Annotated in this window: 20 protein-coding genes; 10 read left to right on the top strand and 10 right to left on the bottom strand. The window is 70.0% G+C overall.

Annotated elements, in window-relative coordinates; all coding sequences use genetic code 11:
* Positions 1 to 33: 33 nt before the first annotated feature.
* Together LXT21_RS43185 and LXT21_RS43180 are read left to right on the top strand one after the other, a co-directional pair.
* On the top strand, positions 34 to 474 hold the full coding sequence (locus LXT21_RS43185) for a winged helix-turn-helix transcriptional regulator (RefSeq protein ID WP_254044103.1): 441 nt from the start codon (positions 34 to 36) through the stop codon (positions 472 to 474).
* Positions 475 to 557: 83 nt separating this feature from the next.
* Entirely contained in the window at positions 558 to 1,136 is a 579-nt protein-coding gene (locus tag LXT21_RS43180; RefSeq protein WP_254044102.1) for a hypothetical protein, read from the top strand.
* 19 nt (positions 1,137 to 1,155) lie between these two features.
* Here the strand turns inward: LXT21_RS43180 and LXT21_RS43175 are convergent, their stop codons facing one another.
* The 8 genes from LXT21_RS43175 to LXT21_RS43140 all read right to left on the bottom strand — a co-directional run bounded on the left by LXT21_RS43175 (position 1,156) and on the right by LXT21_RS43140 (position 13,269).
* Entirely contained in the window at positions 1,156 to 2,148 is a 993-nt protein-coding gene (locus LXT21_RS43175; RefSeq protein WP_254044101.1) for a hypothetical protein, read from the bottom strand.
* 283 nt (positions 2,149 to 2,431) lie between these two features.
* On the bottom strand, positions 2,432 to 5,617 hold the full coding sequence (locus tag LXT21_RS43170) for an efflux RND transporter permease subunit (protein WP_254044100.1): 3,186 nt from the start codon (positions 5,615 to 5,617) through the stop codon (positions 2,432 to 2,434).
* 42 nt (positions 5,618 to 5,659) lie between these two features.
* Positions 5,660 to 6,724 carry an efflux RND transporter periplasmic adaptor subunit gene (locus LXT21_RS43165; protein ID WP_254044099.1) on the bottom strand — a complete coding sequence of 355 codons (1,065 nt, stop codon included), beginning with the start codon at positions 6,722 to 6,724 and terminating at the stop codon, positions 5,660 to 5,662.
* A gap of 14 nt (positions 6,725 to 6,738) precedes the next feature.
* The gene (locus LXT21_RS43160) at positions 6,739 to 8,097 is read right to left on the bottom strand and encodes a TolC family protein (protein ID WP_254044098.1); all 1,359 of its coding nucleotides are present in this window, start codon (positions 8,095 to 8,097) and stop codon (positions 6,739 to 6,741) included.
* 67 nt (positions 8,098 to 8,164) lie between these two features.
* A complete protein-coding gene (locus LXT21_RS43155) occupies positions 8,165 to 8,401 on the bottom strand; it encodes a hypothetical protein (protein ID WP_254044097.1) in 237 nt (78 codons plus the stop codon).
* A gap of 47 nt (positions 8,402 to 8,448) precedes the next feature.
* Complete coding sequence (locus LXT21_RS43150; protein ID WP_254044096.1) at positions 8,449 to 9,066, bottom strand: TetR/AcrR family transcriptional regulator; 618 nt, start codon at positions 9,064 to 9,066, stop codon at positions 8,449 to 8,451.
* Between the two features lie 68 nt (positions 9,067 to 9,134).
* Positions 9,135 to 12,935 carry an FG-GAP-like repeat-containing protein gene (locus tag LXT21_RS43145; RefSeq protein ID WP_267145448.1) on the bottom strand — a complete coding sequence of 1,267 codons (3,801 nt, stop codon included), beginning with the start codon at positions 12,933 to 12,935 and terminating at the stop codon, positions 9,135 to 9,137.
* Positions 12,936 to 13,050: 115 nt separating this feature from the next.
* Positions 13,051 to 13,269: a hypothetical protein gene (locus tag LXT21_RS43140; RefSeq protein WP_254044095.1), complete on the bottom strand. Its 219-nt coding sequence runs from the start codon at positions 13,267 to 13,269 to the stop codon at positions 13,051 to 13,053.
* A 6-nt stretch (positions 13,270 to 13,275) separates the two neighbouring features.
* Here LXT21_RS43140 and LXT21_RS43135 point away from each other — a divergent pair, with 6 nt between their 5' ends.
* The 3 genes from LXT21_RS43135 (at position 13,276) to LXT21_RS43125 (ending at position 16,604) form a co-directional block, all read left to right on the top strand.
* Positions 13,276 to 13,446: a hypothetical protein gene (locus LXT21_RS43135; protein ID WP_254044094.1), complete on the top strand. Its 171-nt coding sequence runs from the start codon at positions 13,276 to 13,278 to the stop codon at positions 13,444 to 13,446.
* A gap of 339 nt (positions 13,447 to 13,785) precedes the next feature.
* Positions 13,786 to 14,952, top strand: coding sequence for an acyl-CoA dehydrogenase family protein (locus LXT21_RS43130; RefSeq protein ID WP_254044093.1), 1,167 nt, complete (start codon positions 13,786 to 13,788; stop codon positions 14,950 to 14,952).
* A gap of 56 nt (positions 14,953 to 15,008) precedes the next feature.
* On the top strand, positions 15,009 to 16,604 hold the full coding sequence (locus LXT21_RS43125; RefSeq protein WP_254044092.1) for an AMP-binding protein: 1,596 nt from the start codon (positions 15,009 to 15,011) through the stop codon (positions 16,602 to 16,604).
* 22 nt (positions 16,605 to 16,626) lie between these two features.
* On the opposite strand, the gene LXT21_RS43120 is transcribed toward LXT21_RS43125, so the two are convergent.
* Positions 16,627 to 18,057: a hypothetical protein gene (locus tag LXT21_RS43120; RefSeq protein WP_254044091.1), complete on the bottom strand. Its 1,431-nt coding sequence runs from the start codon at positions 18,055 to 18,057 to the stop codon at positions 16,627 to 16,629.
* A gap of 118 nt (positions 18,058 to 18,175) precedes the next feature.
* Here LXT21_RS43120 and LXT21_RS43115 point away from each other — a divergent pair, with 118 nt between their 5' ends.
* Together LXT21_RS43115 and LXT21_RS43110 are read left to right on the top strand one after the other, a co-directional pair.
* Positions 18,176 to 18,889: an iron-containing redox enzyme family protein gene (locus LXT21_RS43115; protein WP_254044090.1), complete on the top strand. Its 714-nt coding sequence runs from the start codon at positions 18,176 to 18,178 to the stop codon at positions 18,887 to 18,889.
* Between the two features lie 94 nt (positions 18,890 to 18,983).
* Entirely contained in the window at positions 18,984 to 19,244 is a 261-nt protein-coding gene (locus LXT21_RS43110) for a DUF3892 domain-containing protein (RefSeq protein ID WP_254044089.1), read from the top strand.
* A gap of 10 nt (positions 19,245 to 19,254) precedes the next feature.
* On the opposite strand, the gene LXT21_RS43105 is transcribed toward LXT21_RS43110, so the two are convergent.
* Positions 19,255 to 20,337, bottom strand: coding sequence for a LuxR C-terminal-related transcriptional regulator (locus LXT21_RS43105; RefSeq protein ID WP_254044088.1), 1,083 nt, complete (start codon positions 20,335 to 20,337; stop codon positions 19,255 to 19,257).
* Positions 20,338 to 20,433: 96 nt separating this feature from the next.
* Between LXT21_RS43105 and LXT21_RS43100 the strand changes: the two genes are divergently transcribed.
* From LXT21_RS43100 to LXT21_RS43090, 3 genes are all read left to right on the top strand, one after another.
* The gene (locus LXT21_RS43100) at positions 20,434 to 20,571 is read left to right on the top strand and encodes a hypothetical protein (RefSeq protein ID WP_254044087.1); all 138 of its coding nucleotides are present in this window, start codon (positions 20,434 to 20,436) and stop codon (positions 20,569 to 20,571) included.
* A gap of 25 nt (positions 20,572 to 20,596) precedes the next feature.
* Positions 20,597 to 21,121, top strand: a complete 525-nt coding sequence (locus LXT21_RS43095; protein WP_254044086.1) for a DUF2147 domain-containing protein — start codon at positions 20,597 to 20,599, stop codon at positions 21,119 to 21,121.
* Positions 21,122 to 21,284: 163 nt separating this feature from the next.
* Complete coding sequence (locus tag LXT21_RS43090; RefSeq protein WP_254044085.1) at positions 21,285 to 21,758, top strand: MarR family winged helix-turn-helix transcriptional regulator; 474 nt, start codon at positions 21,285 to 21,287, stop codon at positions 21,756 to 21,758.
* Positions 21,759 to 21,760 lie beyond the last annotated feature (2 nt).

Raw genomic sequence — 21,760 nt, 5'->3', positions numbered from 1 at the left:
AGTACCCACCTTGAAGTAAGGTACTTACCCATCATGGCGACGCGGAAGCGGAACACGGAAGTGTTGAAGCGGTTGAGCGGGCAGGCCCAGGGCCCGTCGCGAGGTGATGTGTACGCCCCGATGTGTCCCTCGCGAGGCGTGCTCGAGCACGTGACGAGCCGCTGGGGCGTGCTGGCGCTCGTGGCCCTGTTGGAGGAAGGCACGCACCGCTTCAGCGAGCTGCGGCGCAAGGTGGCCGGCGTGAGCGAGAAGATGCTCTCGCAGACCCTCCAGGCCCTGGAGGCCGACGGCTTCGTGACGCGCGAGGTGTTCCCGGAGGTGCCGCCGCGCGTGGAGTACAGCCTCACGCCGCTGGGCGAGGAGGTGGCCCAGCAGGTGGAGGGGCTGACGCTCTGGATCGAGGACAACCTGTCGCGCATCCTCGCCGCCCGGGCCCGTCAGACGCCTCGCGCCGGCGGGAAACGCGCTTCGTGAGCGGGCGCATTGAATAGCGCGCGCTGCCCGCCGTATAGGCGGGTGCCCGCTTCATCCCTGGGCCTGGAAGGAACCGATACATCATGGGTGTGCGCTGGATGCTGGGCTGGACTCTTCCGCTGGTTGCCCTCGGCTATGCCGAGGCGTCGTCCCAAGCCGTGGTGACCCCGAGCACCCAGGGGGCCCCCGCGCCGGAGGCTTCGCGGCGCGTGGAGCTGTCCTATCAGGACCCGAGCTGCAATCCGGTGGAGGCGCGGCAGTGTCTCTGCGTGGGCAGCGTGGGCTCGGCGGAGTCCACCTTGCGCGAGCTCGGGTTGGATGCGCAGGTGCTCCGCACGAGTGGCGTGCCCTGCATCCGGGGTGACTTCGACAAGGACGGGGCGCCGGACTACGCGTTCCCGGGCAAGGGCTTCTCGTGCAACGGCTCGGTGCCCGTGCGCATCCTCTTCACGCGCAAGGGCCTGGTGCGTGAGGTCCAGTCGCTGCCTCGCGAGGTGAGCTGCTTGCAGCTCTATCTCCCGAACAAGAAGCCCGGCCTGCATGGCGTGCCCGCGACGAGCCGGGATGCGCTCGTGGACTGGGGCGAGGGCAACGCCACCTGGTTCTATCGCTTCGATGGCAAGCGCTGGACCGCCACCAGCCATTTGTCCGAGTCGCACTGACGCGCCTCCGGGTGCTCGCTCAACGCTTCTCGACCCCGGGAGCGGGCACCCCGGCCGGGCGCGCATCCGCCGCGGGGCGGTGGGGAGGCCGCCAGCTCACCTGGAAGCGCAGGTAGGGCGCGGGCTTCGTCGGCGCGGCGATGTCGGGCGCGATGCGCTCTCGGTCCCGGTCGAGCAGCGCGTAGTCATTCATGAAGTCGAGGCCGACGGAGGAGCTGAGCCAGAGCGGTCCGGAGCCCAGCCGCACGTTCATCGTCGGGCCGAAGCGCAGGCTGGTCTCCTGGGCATAGTGGGCGCCCAGCTGCTCGAGGTCGCCCGGGAGGTCGATGCGGAAGATCTGCCGCTCGAAGGCGCCGGTGAACCCCAGCTCCAGCCGGCTCCCCCACTTCATGAGCAGGGTGGCGCGCGGCACGCCCAGCTCCAGGATGAACGGGTCCTTGCGGTAGGCGAAGCCCACCAGCGGGAAGATTGGAACCTGTTCGAACGGATACTGGGCGACGGCCCCCAGCGTGAGCGTCATCCTCGGGTCCCCGCCGAGGAAATAGTTCGCCATGACGAAGGCCGCCCAGGACGTGTCCTTCTCGAAGTCGAAGTCCATCGAGAAGTCCGTGCGCGCGCTCCCGGTCGCACCCACCATCAGCAGCCAGCGCGGCGCGAGCGGTTGCACCAGGGTGAGCCCGAGCTGGAAGCGATGGAGCGCCCCATGCATCTGGTCCTCCTGCGCCATGAGGGGCGGTGTCCGTGGCTGCATCCCCATCCAGCGGGTCTCGAAGCCCAGGATGGGGACGAGCCGCGCGTGTCCCAGCGAAAAGGACGGCAGCATCGGACGCAGCTCCAGTTGGAGCTGCTCTTCCAGCTTCACGCCATGTGAGCCGATGGACGTGCCCCGCTTGGTGGTGAAGCCCACATAGGCACGGTCGTCGGAGGTCTGCGCGCTCGCGGTGCTCGTCACCAGCAGGGCGAAGAGGAGCAGGCCCCTGGCGGGGAGGGCTCGGGAGGCGTCGAAGCTCATCGGCCGACGCGCCCCCCATGCGCCTTGGGTCGGGTCGGCGGGTGGGGCGCCCTCGTCGTCGCCGCGCCCCGCCTCTTCGAGGTCGCGCCTCGCGTCGAGGTGCCGCGGGGCGAAGGCCCGGCGCCCCGGCGAGGCTTCTTGTCCTGAGGTGTCCCCTGCGGCAACAGCATGAGCAGCGAGAATACGAACATGGTGGAGGGTCTCCGGGCTCAGGTGCTTTCCGACATCCAAGGTGTGCTCGAGCGCGAGCCAGGGCCCGCGAGGTTCAATCCCGCTCCGCGTCTCAGGTGCCACGGGAGGCCGAGGCCACGGGATGTGCTGGGGCCGCGTGCTCCCGCCGCTCCAGATGGGCCAGCTCCTGCTCCCCCCGGTCCACGGCGCCGCGCCCGGACCGCCGCGCGCGCCACCACTCCACCGCGTCGTCGAGCAGCGAGTAGAGGACCGGCGTGGCCAGCAGGGTGAGCAGCAGCGAGAGGGTCTGGCCTCCCACCACGATGCCCGCGGTGGCGCGGTTGATGCCCGCGCCGATGCCCTGGGAGGTGACGAGCGGCACCATGCCCGCGACGAAGGCGATGGTCGTCATCAGGATGGGCCGCAATCTGTCCCGGTTGGCCTCGAGGATGGCCTCGGCCCGGGGCATCCCCTGGGCGCGCAGGTTGTTGGTGTGGTCCACCTGGAGGATGGAGTTCTTCTTCACCACGCCGAAGAGCACCAGCAGGCCCAGCGCGGACTGCAGGTTGAAGGTCTGCCCGAAGATGAGCAGCGACAGCAGGGCGAACGGCATGGTGAGCGGCAGGCAGAAGAGGATGGTGAACGGGTGCAGCCAGCTCTCGAACTGCGCCGCCAGGATGAGGTACATGAAGATGAACGACAGGGCGAAGGCGGTGAGGAACGACGTCATCGTGCGCCCCATCTCGCGCGACTGGCCCGTGGCCGCCGCCGAGTAGCCCGCCGGCAGCTCCAGCGTCTGGACGATCTCCTCCAGGCGCCGGGTCACCACGCTCTGTCCCACGCCGGGCTGCACGTTGGCGGACACCGTCACCTGCCGACGGCGGTTGAGCCGGGCGATTTCGGACGGGCCCGTCTGCTGTGTCAGCTCCACCACGTCACGCAGCGGCACCGCGCCCAGCCGACTGGACGGCACCGTCATCAGCAGCAGCCGCTCCACGTCGTCGCGGTCCGAGGCCTGGGCGCGCAGCCGCACCTCGTAGTCCTCGCCGCCGTCCTGGAAGGTGGACGCGTCCATGCCTCCCACCAGGAGCCGCAGGGTGTTGGAGATGTCCGACACCTGGACGCCCAGGTCCGCCGCCTTGTCGCGCAGCACGTGCACCCGGACCTCGGGCTTGCCCAGCACCATGCTGGAGTCCACGTCCGCGGCGCTGGGGAACTCGCGCAGCTGCTCCACGATGCGCTGGCTGTACTCGCCCAGCTTCTCCAGGTCCGGCCCGTTGAGGATGTACTGCACCGACTTGTTCGAGCCCCCCGAGAAGGCGCTCACGTCGGAGATGTCGATGCGCAGCCCCGGGGGCTGCTTGGAGACGATGTCCCGCCGCACCCGCGCGGCCAGCTCCTGCTGGCTCTGCGCTCGCTCGACGGGGTCCACCAGTCGCACGTAGATGTTGGCCACGTTGGGCGTGCGCTGGGCGTTGTTGCCGATGGTGGTCAGGGTGTGGGCCACGCCGGGGATGCGGCGCGTCTCGCGGGCGATGCGCTCGGCGGCGATGAGCGTGGCCTGGAGGCTCGTGCCCTCGGGCGTGCGCAGGTTGATGGCGAAGTTCGCCTCGTCGTTGGGCGGCTGGAAGCTGACGGGCACGGCCTTGAAGAGCGGCACGCAGGAGCCGAGCGTCGCCACGCACACGACGACGACGAGCCAGCGGTGGCGCATCACGTAGCGCAGCATGGCCATGTAGGCGTTCTCGATGGGCAGGTAGAAGCGGTCCACCAGCTTCTGGAGCACCGTCTTCTTCGAGTGCCCGCTCTCGGGGGCAGGGTCCAGCCACCGGGCCGCCAGCATGGGCGTCAGGGTGAAGGACACGATGAGCGACACCCCGATGGCATACGCCATGGTGAGGCCGAAGCCCTTGAGGAACCGCCCGACGATGCCCGTCATGAACGCCACGGGCACGAACACCGCCATCAGGCTGAGCGTGGTGGCGAGCACCGCGAGGCCGATGTCCCGCGTGGCGAGGATGGCGGCCGGGAAGGGCTTGAGTTTCTTCTCCTCGATGAAGCGGACGATGTTCTCCAGCACGACGATGGCGTCGTCGATGACGATTCCCACCGCCAGCGCCAGGGCCAGCAGGGTGATGATGTTGAGCGTGAAGCCCTGCAGCCACATCAGCGCGAAGGTGCCGATGATGGAGATGGGGATGGCCAGCGCGGCGATGAGGGTGGAGCGCACGTTGCCCAGGAACAACAGCACGACGAGCGCGGAGAACAGCGCGCCGAGAATCAGGTGCTCGATGACCGAGTGGACCTGCGTCTGGATGGTGCCAGACGTGTCGCGCACCACCTCCATCGTGTAGCCCTGGGGCAACAGCGCCTGTGCCCGCCCCAGCCGCTCGCGCACGGACTTCACCACCGCCACCGTGTTCTCGCCGCTCTGCTTGCGCACCGTCAGCACCACGGTGGGCGCGCCATCCAACCGCGCCGCCGTCTGCTCCTCCACCTCGCCGTCCTCCACGCGCGCCACGTCCTGGATGCGCAGGGGGCGCCCCTCCACGTTGCGGATGACGATGCGGCCGAGCGCCTCGATGGACTCCACCCGGCCCTGCACGCGCAGGCTCAAGTCCCGAGGGCCCGTCTGGAGCGTGCCTCCAGGGGCCTCCAGGTTCTGGCTCGCCAGCGCCCGCTGCACGTCCGCCGCGGTGATGCCGTGCGCGCGCAGGGCCTCGCTCTCCAGCCACACGCTCACCTGGCGCTCCCGCCCACCGACGATGTTCACCTCCCCCACGCCGGAGACGTTCTCGATTTCGCGCTGGAGGCGCTTGTCGGCCAGCTCCGTGACCTCCCGCGGCGTGGCGCCCGGGGGGCCCTTCAGCGCGATGTAGAGGATGGGGGAGGCATCCGGGTCCATCTTGGTGATGACGGGCGGGTCCACGCCGCTCGGCAACTCGTTGAGCACCACCGCCACGTGGTCGCGCACGTCCTGCGCCGCCACGTCGATGTCCTTCTCCAGCGTGAAGCCGAGGGTGACCTGGCTGACGCCGTCACTGGAGACCGAGCGCAGCTCGTCGATGCCGGAGATGGTGTTGACCGACTGCTCTATCTTCTCGGTGAGCTCCGACTCGACGACCTCGGGCGAGGCGCCGTCCAGGCGGGTGGTGATGGTGATGACGGGGACGTCGACCTTGGGGAAGGCGTCGACGCCCAGGTTGAGGTAGCCGGCGACGCCGACGACGAGGATGGCGATCATCAGCACCGACGCGAAGACGGCGCGGCGCACGGCGAGATTGGCGAGCCATTGCATGACGGGAGGTCCTTGAGGGAGTGGGGCGAGGCGGGGGCTCCGTCAGTCGACGGGCGTGCCGTCCTTCACCTGGGGGCCAGGCTGATTGACGACGCGCTCGCCGGGCTGGAGCCCGTCCAGCACCGCCACCAGCCCGTCGCACTCGGGGCCCGTGCGCACCACGCGCTCCTCGATGTGGCCGTCCACCACCGCGAAGAGGCGGGTGACCTGGCCCTGGGTGACGAGCGTGGTCCTGGGTACGGAGGGCAGCAACTGCTCGGGGAGCTGCAGGTGCGCGGTGGCGAACATGCCGGGGCGCAGCTTGCGGTCCGGGTTGTCCACCACCGCTTCCACCACCAGGTCGCGGCTGTCGGCGCGCACCGTGGGGCCGATGTACTTCACGGTGCCCCGGAAGCGCTCCTTCGGGAAGGCCGACACGTCGAAGGCCACCTGCTGCCCCTCCTGGATGCGCTGGATGTCCGACTCGCCCACGGAGAGCTGGATGCGCAGCGGGTCCAGTTCCACGATGAAGGCCACCTTGGAGTTGGGCTGCACGTACTCGCCCACGCTGACGTGGCGCTCGTCCACCCGGCCCGCGAAAGGCGCCCGGACGATGGCGTCGCTGAGCGTCTTCCTCGCCAGCTCCATCCGCGCCCGCGCGGCCTCGGTGCTGCCAGCGGCCGCCTTGCATTGGCTGGCGATCTTGTCCCACTCGTCTCGGCTGATGGCGCCCTTGTCGAGCAGCTTCTCGTAGCGCTCGCACTGGGACTGGGCCAGCTCCTGCTGGGCCTGGAGGTTGCCCAGGTTGGCCCGGGCCTCGGCCTGGGACAGCTCCGCCCCGCGCGTGTCGAGCTGCACCAGCGGCTGGCCCTCCTTCACGAGGGCGCCGCGCTCCACGAAGGTCTTGATGACGACGCCGGACGCGTTCGCGGCCACATCCGACTTCTGGTGGGACACGAGCGAGCCCGTCAGCGGCAGTGTGCGGGGCATGGGGTGCGCCTGCACGGTGACGGTGTCGACGTGGATGGCGGCGGGAGGCGGCGCGGCGGGCGGCTCGGCCTCCTTGCGGGAGCAGGCGGACAGCGACAGCAGGACGAGCGCGCTGCCGGTGGAGAAGGCAATCTTCATGACGAGGCTCGGGTTCAGGAGTCGGAATCGTTGGGGGAGGCGAACGGGGACTGGCCCGCCGCGATGCGCAGCTGCGCGCGCGCGTTGGCCAGCTCGGCGTCGGCCTGGATGCGGGAGACCTCGGATGTGAAGGCGTCCCGCTGGGCCTGGAGCAGGTCGAGCTGCGTGGTGGCGCCCACCTGGTAGCGGTCCAACGCCAGCTCCGCGGCGCGGTGGCTCGCCTGGACCTGGGCCCGCGCGGAGCGGCTCTTCGCGATGTTCGCGGCCACCTGGCTCCAGGCGCGGTGGACGGTGTCGAGCACGCCACGCCGGGCGCGCTCCTCCCGGGCCCGGGCCACCGCCAGCGCAGCGTCCTGGCTCCGGAGGTTCGCGAACGAGGTGTAGTCCAGCGCCCAGCTCAGCGAGAGGCTGGCGGTGTAGGCGGCGTTGTTGCCGGCGAAGCCCGCGGCGTTGCTGATGCGCTCGGTGATGCTGCCGGCCAGCGAGGGAAGCAGCGTGAGGCGCTGGGCGCGGGCCTGCTGCTCGGCGGCGCGGGTGCTCTCGTGGGCCGCCGCCAGCGAGGGCAGGCGCGGCTCCTGGGGCAGGTAGGTCTCCAGCCCGGGTTCGGGCTGCAGGTCGTCGTCCTGGAGCGTCGTGGCCACCGTCGCCCCGGTGGACCCGTCCAGCTCCGGCGCCAGGCCCGACAGGGACTCGAGCGCGCGGACGGAGAGCGCCAGGGCCAGCTCCGACGAAGCCAGCTGTTGCACCTGTCGCTCGACCTCCGCCCGGGCCCGGTCCACATCCAGCGCGGACACGGTGCCCGCCTCCTGGCGGTCCTGGGTGAGCGTCAGGCTGGCGCGGGCCACGTCGAGCGCCTGGTGTGAGGCGCGCACCAGCGCCGCGTTGGCGACGAGCTGGTAGTAGCCCTGCACCACGTCGGCCTCCACCTGGAGCGCGGTGGCCCGGGCCTGGTGCTCGGCCGCGCGAGCGCTGGTGCGCGCCGCGGCGATTCGCTGGAAGCGCGCCAGATCGACCAACGGCACGTTCAAGGTGACGAGCGCCTCGAGCTGGTTGGCGGGCGTGAGCACCGCGCGGATGGGCGGACCGTTGGGGTCCAACGGCAGGTTGATCTCCGCGGTGGCCTGGTTGCGGGTGTAGGTCCCGCGCGCAGTGAGGCCTGGCAGCGCGCCCCCCAGCGCCACCTGGGCCTGGGCCCGCTGCTGCTCGGCCTGCGCCCGCGCCTCCTGGTTGTCCGGGCTCCCCCCGCGCGAGGACTCCACGAAGGCGGCCAGGGGCTGGAGCGCCTGGGCGCCCCGGGGCGTCAACGCCGAGGCGCAGGTGATGAACCAGATTATTGAGATTCTACTCACTAATTGCTCGCGCGAGATGGACATGCGGAGAGGTCGGGTGCCGGTGGTGTGAGGGTTCAGCGAGAAGGGCCGGGCAGGTGCCGCGGCGGGCTCACTTCAGCGGCGCGTCGACGACGCCCGGGCCACACGTGAGCGGGAATCCTGGAGGGGCGGTGCGCTCCCGGGCCACGGCGCGCTCCGCGATGTCGGTCTCCGGCCGGACCTGGGGTGGAGGGGGTGAGTCCTCCTGAAGAGGGGGTGACAGCGACAGCAACCCGAGCAGCAGGGTGGCCGGAGTCAGCGGAAGAATCCAATGAGATAACCTGGCGCCCACGGTTATTGATTTCATACTCACTAATTCCGCGCGCGAAGTGGGGAAGGGTGTGGGCGCCAGGGTCAGCGGCGAGGGGGCGTGGTGGCCTGGGGATGGGCGCCGTGCAGCAGCAGGTCCAGGAGGGCGCGGACGAAGGCGGGCGTCGACGGCTGTTGGGGGGCGGGGGCGCGGAAGATCTTCCCCACGACGTAGTCCTTGATGCCACCCACGTAGGCGAAGGCGAACACGTCCGGGGCCACGGCGCGCAGGCGGCCCAGGGCGACCTCTTCGCGCACATAGTCCTCGATGAGCTTGAAGTAGCTCTCCCGTGTCTGCCGGTTCCGTGTGTGGCCCTGCTGGCTGTCCTGGGTGTCCGGATTGGTCAGCGCGAGCATCGACAGGGGGATGTTCACCCGGAGCAGGCTGGCGAGCGCCACGCCCGTGTCATGGAGGTTCTCCACGACGGAGCCCGTGCCGGCGCGCTCCACCAGCTCGGCGACCTCCGGAGGGGTCTTGAGGTCCACGTCGAGCGCGGCCCGGAACAGCCCCTCCTTGGTCTTGAAGCGCCGGAAGATGATGCCTTCCGACACACGCGCCCGCTCGGCCACCATCGCCGAGGTTGCTCGGATGCCGTGCGCCAGGAACACCTCTCGCGCGGCGTCCAGGATGTCTTCGTCGCGGATGGAGACGGGGCGGGCCATGGGGTTATCGAGCGGAGGCTCAACCAACCCGTAGTTCGTGGCCCGCCCCGGTGTCAAGGCGGGTCCGCTCAGGGAGGCAGGCAGACGTTGTGCACCATCGTCGCCGCCTTGGCGTTCACGCTGCTGAAGGCGAGGTCGGGCAGGCCATCCCCGTTCCAGTCGGCGACGAGCCCGTCCCGGGCGGTGAGCCCCCAGCCGGGCACGGGGCCCAGGGCGAAGGTGTTGGGCGCGGTCTGCATCACCACCTTGGCCCCGAACGGCTCGAACGAGAACGTGTCGGTGAGGCCATCGGCGTTGAAGTCCGCGGTGAGGATGCCGTTGCCGGCGCGGATGCCCAGGCTGTGCTTGGGCGTCAGCGTGGGCTGACGGGCCGAGTCGTAGGTGAGCAGCCCCACCTCGCCCCGGTCGATGAGCAGGCCGACGTTGCCCTGGCCATCCAGGTCCGCGCGGCCCATGGCGCGGTGCGTGTACTCGCCGGTGAAGTTCGTCTGTCCGGTGAAGGTACCGTCGCCGTTGCCCCAGATGACGTACACCTCGCCCTTGTCGAGATTGGGGTTGCCGGGACGCAGCAGGGCCAGGTCCATGTGGCCATCCCGGTCCAGGTCCGCGGAGACCAGGGTGTGCACCTCGTAGTTGGCGCTCACCTCCACGGTGGTGGCGGGCGCGAACTTCCCGCTGCCCAGGTTGAGCCACACGCCGAGCTGGATTTTCGAGGACGTGAAGCGCTCGGTCGTCACCAGGTCGAAGCGGCCATCCTCGTTGAGGTCCACCGCGATGAGCTCGGTCTGGGACCAGTCCTCGTCATAGCGCTCGGCGGGCGCGAAGCCTCCGCCCGGCAGGCGCTTGAAGATGACCAACTGGGGCAGCACGCCCGTGGACGGCGTCAGGGACGTGGTGAGGGCGGCCAGGTCCTCCCGACCATCGCCATCCAGGTCCACGGAGACCAGGTCCTGCACGCCCCCGGTGACGTTCTTCCCAGCGGGGGGCACGAACACGGGGGAGAGCACGGAGGTGCTCCGCTCCGGACTGCCCGACAGCGACAGCAGGATGGCGTTCTTCTCGTTGCTGCCGGCCGCCAGGTCGACGAAGCCGTCCGCGTTGAAGTCGCCGCTGGCGAGCCCACCCGGGGCGCCATCGAGCTGGAGGCTCTCCGTCAGCGAGTCCGAGCCCCAGAACATCTGGATGGCCATGTATCCGGTGAACGCCACGTCCGTGCGTCCGTCGCCGTCGAAGTCACCCGCGGCGGGCGCGTAGTGGTCGCCGTTGTAGCCCAGGCTGCGAGGCTTGGAGAACGGCGTGGGCCCCGTGCTGCCCGGCAGGATGTTGAGCTGTCCTCCCGGGCTGCTCGTCCAGAACAGGTCCTGGAGCCCGTCGCCATTCACGTCCGTCAGGATGGGTCGCCGGATGGTTTCGCCGAAGGGGCGGGTGAACACCGTCTCCGACACCTGCGCCAGCGTTCCACCCGAGGGGCTGAAGACGCGGACCTTCTCCGGGTGCAGCAGGGCCAGGTCGTCCACCGCGCCATCGTGGTCGAAGTCACCCGCCACCAAGGTACCGTAGCAACTGGTGCACGGGGCATACACGGGGACCCGGAACGAGCCGGTGCCGGTGCCGTTGGCCTGGATGATGCGGTTGTTGGCCGTGTCGAGCCGGGCGTAGTCCATGTACCCGTCCCCGTTGAAGTCGGCCACGACGGGGCAGTCATGGGTGTCGGCGGAGACGATGGTGGTGGGGGCCTGGAAGGTGCCGTCGCCCTTGCCGCGGTAGAGCAGCGTGCGCCCGATGTGGACGTGGGCGAACAGGTCGAGGATGCCGTCGGCGTTGAAGTCGCGGGCGGTGAGGCAGTTGAAGCTGGTGGTGACGTTGGTGCCCAGGGGCGTCGACTGGGGGGCCTGGAACGTGCCGGTGCCCCGGCCGAGGTAGACGGTGAAGCCGCCCGTCTTGTTGGTGCTGTCGGTTCCCAGGATGGCGGCGACGTCCAGCTTCCCGTCGTTGTTGAAGTCCGCCACGACGGGCGGCTCCGTGCTGAGGATGTTGCCGGCGCTGGTGGAGTTGGCCAGCCGCGTGAAGCTGCGTCCGGGGCCGCTGGTGAGCACGGTGAGGTCGAAGAGGTTGCCCACCAGGACGTCCTGGCGCGAGTCGCCGTTGAAGTCACCGGCTCCCAGGAACTGGGCACTGGGGGAGTAGGGGAACTGGGACACGGGCGCGAAGGACGGCGTCGTGCAGGCCAGGGGCACGACGTGGCGGTGGTACGCCGGCGCGGAGGGACGTCCGTCGCCCGCGCTGTTGCGGGCCTTCACCTGGAACAGGTACCGGGTGCCGGTGGTCAGCCCGGGAACCGTCGCCACGCGGGCGCTGGCGGGGACGGTGACGGAGCCGCCGCCGGGCGTGGCGGTGACGACGTACTCGGTGACGGGGTCCGTGGCGGGCGCGGAGGCCTGGTTCCAGCGCACGACGGCGCCCGCGGTGGAGGAGTGCACGCGCACGTCGGTGGGCGCGCGCGGCTGTGCGCGCAGCAGGAGGGGCGCGGAGGTGGTGGCCGGGCCCGAGCCGGCGTCGTTCCGTGCGGTCAACGTGAAGGTGTAGGTGGCGCCGGGCGTGAGCGTCGAGAGACGGGCCACTGTGGGAGAGGCTGGGAGGCTCTGGTCCACGCCCGCGGGGGTGGAGATGAGCCGGTAGCCCGTGACGGGCCTGCCGCCGTCATTGGCGGGCGGCTGCCAGTCCAGCTCGAGCTGACCCGCGTGGTAGACGCCGGTGAGGTTGACGGGGGCCGAAGGAGGGGCGGCGAGCGTCACGGAGGCGGTGGTGGCGGGAGTGCCTACGCCCGACGAGTTCTGCGCGGCCACGCTGAAGCTGTAGGTGGCGCCATCGGCGAGGCCCGTCACGTAGAGGCTCGTCGCCGTCGAGGACGCCGTCTGGGTCGCGCCCGTCGGATTCGTGGTGACGACGTAGCCGGTGATGAGGGCGCCGGTGTTGTTCACGGGCGCGGTCCACCGCACCTCCGCCGCGCGGATGTACGGCGTCACCGTGACGTTCTGGGGTGCGTTCGGCAGGGCGGCGGCGCGGATGGCGGAGCTGGTGGTGGCGGGGGAGTTGCCCACCGCGTTGGTGGCCACCAACGTGAAGACGTAGCTGGTGCCGTTGGTGAGCCCGGTGACGAGCGCGGAGCGTTCGGTCATGTTGATGACCTGGCCACCCGGGGCGACGGTGAGGCTGTAGCCCTGGATGGGACGTCCCCCGTCCGCCGGCAGGCTCCACTCCAGCTCCACCTGCTGGGGACCGCCCTTCTGACGGGTCCAGGACGGCGTGGCCGGGACGTCGGGCGTGCGCACCGAGGCGGACTGGTTGGAGATCTGCCGGGTGCCGTCGGCGTAGATGGCCGTGACGGTGAACCGGTAGAAGGTGCCGTTGGCCAGGCCCGTGACGACGGCCGTCCTGGCGGCGGCGCCCACGGTGAGCTTGAGGTTCGTGGGCGACGTGGCGACCTCGAAGGAGGCCAGCGCGCTGCCCGTGGTGGACGGCGTGTAGCCCCACGCGACGGTCATCTCGCGGATGCCGGCCGTGGCCGTCACGTCGGTGGGCGCGGTCAGCGTCGCGGTGCCCGCGTCACTCCGGCCCGCGTCAGGTGTTCCGGCATCGGCGCGGCCCGCGTCCGGTGCGCCCGCGTCGGGGGCTCCGGCATCCGGGGTGGTGCCCGCGTCCGTCTCACCCGCGTCGGGCTCTTCGGGCTTGCCCGCATCGCGGGAGCCCGCGTCGGAGGGGACGAAATCGCCGGGGCCCGGGGTGTCCTCGGAGGACTTTCCACCGCAGCCCACGGCCGAGAAGCCGACGAGGGTCGTCGCTGTCAGCAGGATGATGAATGCTCGCATGATGCCTGGCTCTCCGGGGCGGGGCGCCCAAGGGCGTTGTCCTCGTCAACGTCCCGTCCGGGAGAATGTCGCGACGAATCGAGCGCGGCGACGGAGAGGCCCGTCCGAAGTCACATCACGGTGACCGTCCACTCCACGGATGTCGCGCGAGGACCACGTCCAGATTCCGCCGGTGGAAGAATGCCTCGGTGTTGGCCCCCGGCGCACCCGTGGGAAGACATTCCTGCAACTCGATGGCGAGAATCCGCTCCGGGTTTTCCCGGGCCTCGCGCACCGCGTGCTCCAGCGCGCGCAGGGAGTGTCGGGCGGCGCGCAGGGTGCTCGCGGGGGACACGCCGCCATGTCCCTGGATGATGCGGGGGCGTCCCCGGGCTTCGGCCCGCGCCAGGGCCGCGTCGAGGTCCGCCGGCTCCGGCACTGGCACGCGGTGTGGCCGCGCGTGGGGCAGTCCGCGCCCCACGTCACCTCGTTCGTGGAGCTGCTGGCGAAGGCAGGGCCTCCGGGGCGCTGAGTCCCGGCGCCTCGGAATGTTCCTCGTCCCGCAGGGTTCGCACCCGTCGTGGGCCTGCGACGTGGGCCACCGTGCACGCGCGAGCCACGAGCCTCGATGGATGACGCGGTGAGCCGAAGAGGCGCGAGGGAGGAGTTCTTGGAGGGTTGTTGGGATGTCCGCTCGTCTGGTTCTCGAAAAAAGCAAGCACGCTTGCTTTTTTAGGAGGGCGGGATGCAGACTCGGGTCTCATCGGTAGGGAGGGTGTTGGACGCTCGTTGGATGCGCGCATCGCGCCGCGCCAGGGTGGCGCCCTCTCTTCGTTGACCCTTCTCCGGCTCCGAGCCACCGAGGCAGCGCATGCACGAGACCCAGGAACACCGCGCCATCCGTCAGACGGTCCGCAAGTTCGTCGAGCAGGAGCTCAACCCGCACGTGGACGCGTGGGAGGACGCGGAGCTCTTCCCGGCGCGGGAGGTGTTCAAGAAGCTCGGGGAGCTGGGGCTGCTCGGCATCACCAAGCCCACGGAGTTCGGCGGGCTGGGGCTGGACGCCTCGTTCTCGGTCGCCTTCGCGGAGGAGCTGGGCCACTGCACCTGCGGCGCGCTGCCCATGGCCATCGGCGTCGTCACCGACATGGCCACGCCCGCGCTCGCCCGCTTCGGCAGTGACGAGCTGCGGCGGGAGTTCCTCGCGCCCACGCTCGCCGGGGAGCGCGTGTGCTCCATCGCGGTGAGCGAGGCCGGCGCCGGCTCCGACGTGGCGAGCGTGACGACCACCGCGCGCCGCGACGGCGACGACTACGTCATCGACGGCGGCAAGATGTGGATTACCAACGGCATGCAGGCGGACTGGGTCTGCCTGCTCGCCAACACGGGGGACGGCCCGGCGCACGCGAACAAGTCGCTCATCATCGTCCCCATGGACCGGCCCGGCATCACCCGCGCGAAGATTCGCAAGCTGGGCATGTGGGCGTCCGACACCGCGCAGCTCTTCTTCGACGGCGTGCGCGTGCCGGTGAGAAACCGCATCGGCGACGAGGGCCGCGGCTTCGCGATGCAGATGCAGCAGTTCCAGGAGGAGCGCCTCTTCGTGTCGGCGAGCACCCTGGTGACGTTCGACCGGCTCATCGCCCAGACGGCCGAGTACGCGCGGGAGCGCAAGGCCTTCGGCCAGTCCATCCTCGACAACCAGTCCGTGCACTTCCGGCTCGCGGAGCTGCAGACGGAGGTGGAGGCGCTGCGCGCGCTCATCTACCGCACCGTCGCCCTGTACATCGAGAACAAGGACGACCCGCAGGTGGTGAAGCTCGCCTCCATGTGCAAGCTCAAGTCGGGGCGGCTCGCCCGGGAGCTGGTCGACGGCTGTCTGCAGTACTGGGGCGGCATGGGCTTCACCTGGGACAACCCGCTGGCGCGCGCGCACCGCGACTTGCGCCTGGGGTCCATCGGCGGCGGCGCCGACGAGGTGATGCTCGGCATCATCAGCAAGGCCATGGGCACCCTGCCTCGCAAGTCGCGGGGCTGAGGTGTTCGACGGGGGGGACCACTCGCGCGCCCGAGTCGGGCGGGAAGGAGCACACGATGGGACAGACCCCGGAAGCCGTCTACAAGCACATCAGCCGCGTCTCGCTGGGAGACGTCATCCGCCGCTCGGCGCTGCGTTGGCCGGAGCGCACGGCGCTCATCGACGGTGAGCTGGAGCTCTCCTACGCGGAGCTGGACCGGCGGGCCAACGCGTTCGCCCACCACCTGCTCGGACAGGGGCTCGCGCCGGGCGCGCGCGTGGCCATGCTCTGCGGCAACTCCGCGCAGATGGTCACCGCCTTCTTCGGCATCTACAAGGCGGGCCTGGTCTGGGTGCCCATCAACACGGGCCTCTCGGTGGAGGCCATCGGCTACATCCTCGAGCACGCCGAGGTGTCGCGGGTGGTCATCGACCTGGAGCTGCTCGCGAAGCCGGACCTGCGCGCGATGCTGGAGGCGCGGGGCCTGGGCCTCATCGTCTGTGTCCCCGAGGGACAGGCCTCGCCCGGAGGCAACACCGTCACCTTCCTGGACACGCTGAAGGGCCAGCACGGCACGCCGCCAGCGGTGGACATCGAGAGCACGCAGCTGGCGCAGATCATGTACACCAGCGGCACCACCGGCCAGCAGAAGGGCGTGATGCACTCGCACGCGTCCATCCACTCGGCGCTCAGCGGAAACCTGTTCGAGCTGGAGCTGCGTCCCAGCGACGTGACGTTGTGCGTGCTGCCGATGTTCCACTGCGCGCAGCACGCCGTCTCCGTGTCGTTCCTCATGGCGGGCGCCACCGTCATCGTGCGGCGCGTGTTCGAGCCCGGCGCGATGCTCGCCACCATCGAGCGGCGCGGCGTCACCTTCCTGTTGGGCCTGCCCATCATGTACGGCGCCATGCTGGCGCACCCGGCGCGTCCCACGACGAAGCTGTCCAGCCTGCGCATGTGTCTGTACGTCATGGCGCCCATGGCGCGCACGATGCTCGTGGAGCTGCTGGAGAAGTTCTGTCCGGGCGGGTTCGCGCTCGCGTCGGGGCAGACGGAGATGTACCCGGCCACCACCATGTTCAAGGCCGAGCAGCAGCTCAAGCGGTTCGGCTCGTACTGGGGCGACTCGGTGGTGACGAACGAGACGGCCATCATGGATGACGAGGGCCGGCTGCTGGGCCGCGGCGAGGTGGGCGAAATCGTCCACCGCGGGCCGAACGTGATGCTCGGCTACTACAAGGACCCGGAGGCCACCGAGCGCGCGCGGGCGTTCGGCTGGCACCACACCGGGGACCTCGGCATGTTCGACGCCGACGGCCAGCTGCTCTTCGTGGACCGCAAGAAGGACATGATCAAGACGGGTGGGGAGAACGTCCCGTCCATCAAGGTGGAGGAGGTGCTCCTGCGCCACCCCGCCGTCCTTCAGGTGGCCGTGGTGGGCCTGCCGCACGCGCGCTGGGCGGAGGCCGTCACCGGCTTCGTCGTGCTCAAGCCCGGCGCCTCCGCCACGGCGCCGGACATCATCACCCACTGCCGTCAGCACCTCGGAGGCTTCGAGGTGCCCAAGTCCGTCGTCCTGCTGGAGGCCATGCCGCAGACGTCCACCGGCAAGGCCCAGAAGTTCGTGCTCCGTCAGCAGTACGAACAGCACTACCAGGACGGCGCGGTGTAGCCGCGCCGGGTGGGGCGGGCTCCTACTGGAAGCTCACCTTGCCGCCGCGCTGGTAGCAGACGTGGGGCGTCCCGTCCGTGGGGCGCACCGCGATGCTGGGGCGAGGCCCGGCCTGCACCGAGCCCCACTGGGTGTAGTCCCACAGGTTGCGTGCGTTGCTCGTGATGAGCTCGAGCCTCGTCTCGTGGCGGTTGGCGATGAAGATTCCATTCGCGTACGCGATGTCCGTGGCGTCGTTTTCGTAGACGAGCTGCGAGCGGGCGGAGGCGCTGGTGGACAGGGGCGTGCCCAGCGTGACGTCCGTGTAGCCACCGGGCGACGCGTCCGCGCTGCCGCTCTTGATGAGGAGCAGGTGGTTGCCGGGCCCCATGGCCGTGGGGAACCAGGTGGTGGCGGAGGTGAAGGTTTCGATCTGCAGGTACTCGAAGGGCTGACCCTCCCTCAACGCCCCCAACTGGAGCGCGGTGCCCAGGGAGAAGACGAAGGGGATGTACAGCGTCCCCGCCGCGTCGAACCGGATGTCGCCCTTGAGCGTCTTGGCGCCCGACGCGAATGACAGCTTCGTGTTGTTCCAGGCGTTGGGGCCCGTGCGGACCGACACGGGGAGCGTCGTCGTCTGGTTGTCTCCGATGACGAGGGTGGGCTGCTGGTCCTTGGCCGGGTTCAGGGCGATGCTCACCGTGCTCGACACGGTGCGGGCGAGGGTCTCGACGTTCTCGGTGGTCCACGCGCCATTGACGCGGGTGGCGTACCAGGGGCGCACGCTCGCCGCCCCATCCGCGCTTCCCAGCCCCTTGAAATAGGCGATGTGGGGCACGCCGGTGACGGGGTTGAGGGCCATCGCGGCGTTCCAGGTGAAGTTCGTCTCGGCGCCGGGCCCGGGGCCGTCGACCTGCTCCCGCGTCCACGTGGTGCCGTCCAACGTGGCGTACCAGAGGGTGCGGTGCGTGTCGTTGGAGTAGAGCAGGTGCGCCTTGCCGGAGTTGTCGAACGCGAGCTCACAGAAGCGGCCCGTCTCGTCCGGGGTGGGGTCGATGTCCGTCTCCGCGGCCACGGGGGCCGCCACGACGTTGAAGGTGAAGGAGCCCTGGGTCTTCCTCCCCGACTCCGTCTCCACCGACACGGACAGCGAGGCGCTGCCCGCCGTCGTCGGCAGGGTCCACGCGACGCGCTCGAAGCTCGGGGCGATGCTCCCGGCGCTCGTGCTCCATTGGACGGACTTCAGCGTCTCGTTCGAGGCGACGACCTTGAAGTGCTCCGTCGCGCCCGCGACGTAGGGACCGTCCCTCTCCACCTGGCGCTCGACGAGGATCACCAGGTCGGTGCCGATGTCCTCACCCGGAGGGGGCGGGGGAGGGCGCAGGACCTCCGTGGACTTCGGTTCGCCACAGGCGATGGACAGACAGAGACTGATTCCCAGCAGGACTCGGAGGATGTTGGACGTTCGGCGCACGGTTGGGCTCCACCTTCTTTCTCGCGGCCCCCCCATAGCGCACGCACCCTCAGTGTGTCTCGTACTGAAAGTGGAAGGGCGGCCGGCGCACTCCGGGCCCTGGCCACGAAAGGAGTGCATGGACGGCCGGATGTGGCTCGGAGAGGAGACGCACGTGCAGACGCAGACGCAGGTCCCGATGGGGTGGGTGGAGCTCTTGGACCAGGAGGCGAGGGCGCTGGTGGCGGTGTTGGACGCGCACCCGGACGCGCGTCGGCTCTTCGACGGCACCCTGGACGAGGCGGGCTACATCCACTACCTCGTCCAGACGTACCACTACGCGCGCTGGAGCACGCCCATGCTGGGCGACGCCGGGCGCCGGCTGCGGCGGCTGGGCACGCACCCGTGGCTGGCGGAGCTGCTGTTGCAGAAGGCGGACGAGGAGCGCGGGCACGAGAAGTGGCTCCTGTCGGACCTGCGCAACCTGGGCGTCGGGGCGGAGCGCGTCGAGCGCGCGGTGAAGACGCCCGCCGTGGAGGCGTACAACGGCTGGAACTTCTTCACGTCCCGCTCAGGCGTGCCGACGGCGGTGCTGGGCACGGCGTACGTGCTGGAGTACCTCTCCCAGACGCGCGCGAGCGGCGCGGTGGAGCGCCTCCTCGCGGTGGACGCCATCCCCCGCATCCGTGAGTCGGTGACGTTCCTGCGCAGCCACGGCGCGCTGGATGAGGGCCACGTGGCGGAGATGAACACGGTGCTGCGCGAACTGACGGACCCCGAGGAGCAGGCCGCGGTGGTCCTCTCCGCGCGCACCACGCGCACCCTCTACCCGGGCATCTTCCGCGAGGGCTGATGCGGCCCTCTACCTCCGCGGAGGTAGAGACACCTACCGCCTGGACGGCGATCCTCCGCCACTCAACCGTGGCATTCGAACCGGAGGTGACCTCATGCGCTACATCACCCAGATACGACTCGAGGGAGGCACGCTCCACGAGCACATCACCCGGCTGCGCTGGGTCGAGGCGACCCAGGCGGGAGAGTGCAGCCGCGCGGACCTGGTGCTGTGGGTCCAGAAGGGCGGGGACGCGCGCGTGCGCAACAGGCCCATGGACGTGAAGGTGGAGGTCGTCGACGCGACGCCTCCGTACCTGCGCACGAAGGCGAACGGCATCTCCACCGACAACCTGCTCACGCTCCCGCGCTTCTAGGGGCGACGGCTCAGATGGGCCGGTTGAGGTGCGAGGCCTGGTAGATGAAGTCCGCGCGGTTGTCGACCTTCAGCCGGCCGAAGATGTCGCGCACGTGCGTCTTCACCGTGTCCTCGGACAGCCCGAGGTGCTCGGCGATCTGCTCGTTGGACCAGTTGCGCAGGATGCCCTGGGCGATGTCGACCTGCCGGGTCGTGAGCTGCTGGCGCATGTTCTGCGGGAGGGGAATCGACATGGGGACCTCGTTCATGGACAGGGCCCACTGGGCGGGGCCTTCGGCCTGGGGGAGTTCGATGAAGCGGACGACGAAGTACGTCTCGCCGCGCAGCGACACGAGCGGGTTGTGCTTGAGCCGCTCATCCGGGTGCATGCGCGTCAGGGCGTGCAGACGCTCGAGCAGCACGCCCGGGATGCCTGACGCGTGGAGGTCGGACGGGGTGAACCACTTGTCCAGCAGCACCCTGGCGCGCTCCGAGCGCAGCAGCTCGCGGCTCGGCGGGAGCACCACCAGGAAGCCCGCGTCCGGCCGGTTGTAGAGCTCCTCCAGGAGCCTCGCGCCGCTCCTGGCCGTCTGCATGTCGCGGCAGTTGCGAATCGCGTTGGCCAGGTGGGGCGTGAGGCTGGTCAGGAGCGCGGCGTCGTGCTCGGAGAACTCCATCCGGCGGTCCCGGTACAGGGTGAAGGCGCCCAGGAAGTCCTCCCGGGCGGGCAGCAGCACGGCCATGACGTGCTCCAGCCGCAGGTCCAGCTCCTGGCTGCGCCGGTACAGCGCGCTCTCCTCCAGCTCCCTGCGCGCCAGCATCTGCGTGTCCCGGAGCACCACGTTGGGCCGCGCGAAGATGGGCGCGCGCACGAAGTCCGAGTCGGCCCACTTGGGGTACTCGTCCAGCAGCGTCAGCCGGTGGCCGGGGACCAGCCACTGGTAGTCGAGGGGCGGCCCCGGCGTCATCACACACAGGCCCATGTGGTCCGCGGGGGTGAGCTCGAGCAGCGGGGCCCGCGTCGCCTCCAGGACCAGCGGGAGCGACAGGGAGCTGTGGAGCGCGGTGATGATTCTCTCCCTCAGTTCGAGTTCCTTCGACGTGAAGTGCATCGCCGTGAACGTCCTCCAGGTTCGTGCTGCGCCTGGGTTCTTGAATAGGCGCGCGCCTGGAGACTGTCGCTCACCCCTGGGGGGTAGGCCCTGGGCTTGACGGGTGGCACCTCATGCCAGGTGTCGATGCCGCACAGCGGCATCCGCGCGCGTCACGTGGGGCTGCCTCCTGGTGTGACGTTGGAGTACAACCGGGCTGGTGGGACGCTCGAGCGCAAGCCCCCGCTGACGTGAGCCCCGCGCGCAAGGACCTCAAGACATGAAAGCAACCCGGTGGTTCGGACTCACTTCCCTGTGTCTGATGATGGCCTCGAACGCCCTGGCCCAGGACGCGGCTCCCGCCGCGGCCCCCGCCGCCGAGGCTCCCGCGCCCGCCGCGAAGGCCCCCGCCGCCGCCCCGGCGACCGGTCCCACGGGCCGGTGGACGACCATCGATGACGAGACGAAGAAGCCCAAGTCCGTCATCGTCATCACCGAGCAGGACGGCAAGCTGTTCGGCAAGATCGAGAAGGTCTTCCGCGAGCCGACCGAGGACCAGAACCCCCTCTGTGACAAGTGCCAGGGTTCGCTCAAGGACCAGCCCATCATCGGGATGACCATCCTCCAGAACCTGAAGAAGGACGACGACGAGTGGACGGGCGGCACCATCCTCGACCCGGCCAACGGCAAGACCTACAAGTGCAAGGTCGCCGTCGAGGACGGTGGCAAGAAGCTGAAGGTGCGCGGCTACATCGGCATGTCCCTCCTGGGCCGCACCCAGCACTGGGTCCGCGCCACGGAGTAGCGAAGGTCGCCTCGTGAGCCCGGCGGTGGGCTCCCCCTCCTGGGGGAGCCCCTGCCGTGTGGCCCCGGGGCGGGTGGTCTCCGTCCGATTCCGGGCACGTCCCCGGCCCACGTCCGCCCGATTGATATACCGGGTGCAGCATCGTTGTTATACCGGGTGCATCATGTCGGCTGCTCCCGGCCCTGGCCGTGACCCCATCGAGTTCATCGAGACCTTCGCCGGCCTGTGGCGCTGCCTGATGGCGCTGTCGGACGAGGCCTACGCGGACGAGAAGCTCTTCAGCGCCCAGGCGCGGTTCCTCCGGTACATCGGTCAGCACCGGGGGATTTCGCAGGTGGAGCTCGCGCGGGCCATGGACATGGCCCCGACCTTGACGGGACGCCTGCTGCGCACGCTCATCCAGCGGGGGCTGGTGAAGCGGGCGCGCAGCGACGAGGACCGCCGCGAGTACCTGCTCGGGCTGGGCGCGAGCGGCCAGCGCATGCGCCGGAAGGTCGAACAGGCGCGCGGGCGCTTCGCGGCGCGCGTCGTCGGGGTGCTCGACGCGCGCGACCTCCAGGACTTCGACCGCATCGCCCGGAAGCTCTTCGCCGCGTTCGGTGAACGCCCTCTTCCCCCATCCTGCAAGGAGACCTGACG

The sequence above is a fragment of the Myxococcus guangdongensis genome, from assembly GCF_024198255.1.
Classification (GTDB): Bacteria; Myxococcota; Myxococcia; order Myxococcales; family Myxococcaceae; genus Myxococcus; species Myxococcus guangdongensis.
The sequence above is the reverse complement of the archived record's forward strand: the minus strand, read 5'-3'. Positions and strand labels throughout refer to the sequence as shown.

What these genes read in the sequence shown, in the direction of transcription:
- LXT21_RS43130 (WP_254044093.1), top strand. Translation starts at nt 13,786, where the DNA reads ATGCACGAGACCCAGGAACACCGCGCCATCCGTCAGACGGTCCGCAAG.
- LXT21_RS43160 (WP_254044098.1), bottom strand. Translation starts at nt 8,097, where the DNA reads ATGTCCATCTCGCGCGAGCAATTAGTGAGTAGAATCTCAATAATCTGG.
- LXT21_RS43145 (WP_267145448.1), bottom strand. Translation starts at nt 12,935, where the DNA reads ATGCGAGCATTCATCATCCTGCTGACAGCGACGACCCTCGTCGGCTTC.
- LXT21_RS43125 (WP_254044092.1), top strand. Translation starts at nt 15,009, where the DNA reads ATGGGACAGACCCCGGAAGCCGTCTACAAGCACATCAGCCGCGTCTCG.
- LXT21_RS43165 (WP_254044099.1), bottom strand. Translation starts at nt 6,724, where the DNA reads ATGAAGATTGCCTTCTCCACCGGCAGCGCGCTCGTCCTGCTGTCGCTG.
- LXT21_RS43180 (WP_254044102.1), top strand. Translation starts at nt 558, where the DNA reads ATGGGTGTGCGCTGGATGCTGGGCTGGACTCTTCCGCTGGTTGCCCTC.
- LXT21_RS43135 (WP_254044094.1), top strand. Translation starts at nt 13,276, where the DNA reads ATGTCCCTGGATGATGCGGGGGCGTCCCCGGGCTTCGGCCCGCGCCAG.
- LXT21_RS43170 (WP_254044100.1), bottom strand. Translation starts at nt 5,617, where the DNA reads ATGCAATGGCTCGCCAATCTCGCCGTGCGCCGCGCCGTCTTCGCGTCG.
- LXT21_RS43155 (WP_254044097.1), bottom strand. Translation starts at nt 8,401, where the DNA reads ATGAAATCAATAACCGTGGGCGCCAGGTTATCTCATTGGATTCTTCCG.
- LXT21_RS43095 (WP_254044086.1), top strand. Translation starts at nt 20,597, where the DNA reads ATGAAAGCAACCCGGTGGTTCGGACTCACTTCCCTGTGTCTGATGATG.
- LXT21_RS43105 (WP_254044088.1), bottom strand. Translation starts at nt 20,337, where the DNA reads ATGCACTTCACGTCGAAGGAACTCGAACTGAGGGAGAGAATCATCACC.
- LXT21_RS43150 (WP_254044096.1), bottom strand. Translation starts at nt 9,066, where the DNA reads ATGGCCCGCCCCGTCTCCATCCGCGACGAAGACATCCTGGACGCCGCG.
- LXT21_RS43175 (WP_254044101.1), bottom strand. Translation starts at nt 2,148, where the DNA reads ATGAGCTTCGACGCCTCCCGAGCCCTCCCCGCCAGGGGCCTGCTCCTC.
- LXT21_RS43110 (WP_254044089.1), top strand. Translation starts at nt 18,984, where the DNA reads ATGCGCTACATCACCCAGATACGACTCGAGGGAGGCACGCTCCACGAG.
- LXT21_RS43090 (WP_254044085.1), top strand. Translation starts at nt 21,285, where the DNA reads ATGTCGGCTGCTCCCGGCCCTGGCCGTGACCCCATCGAGTTCATCGAG.
- LXT21_RS43185 (WP_254044103.1), top strand. Translation starts at nt 34, where the DNA reads ATGGCGACGCGGAAGCGGAACACGGAAGTGTTGAAGCGGTTGAGCGGG.
- LXT21_RS43115 (WP_254044090.1), top strand. Translation starts at nt 18,176, where the DNA reads ATGGACGGCCGGATGTGGCTCGGAGAGGAGACGCACGTGCAGACGCAG.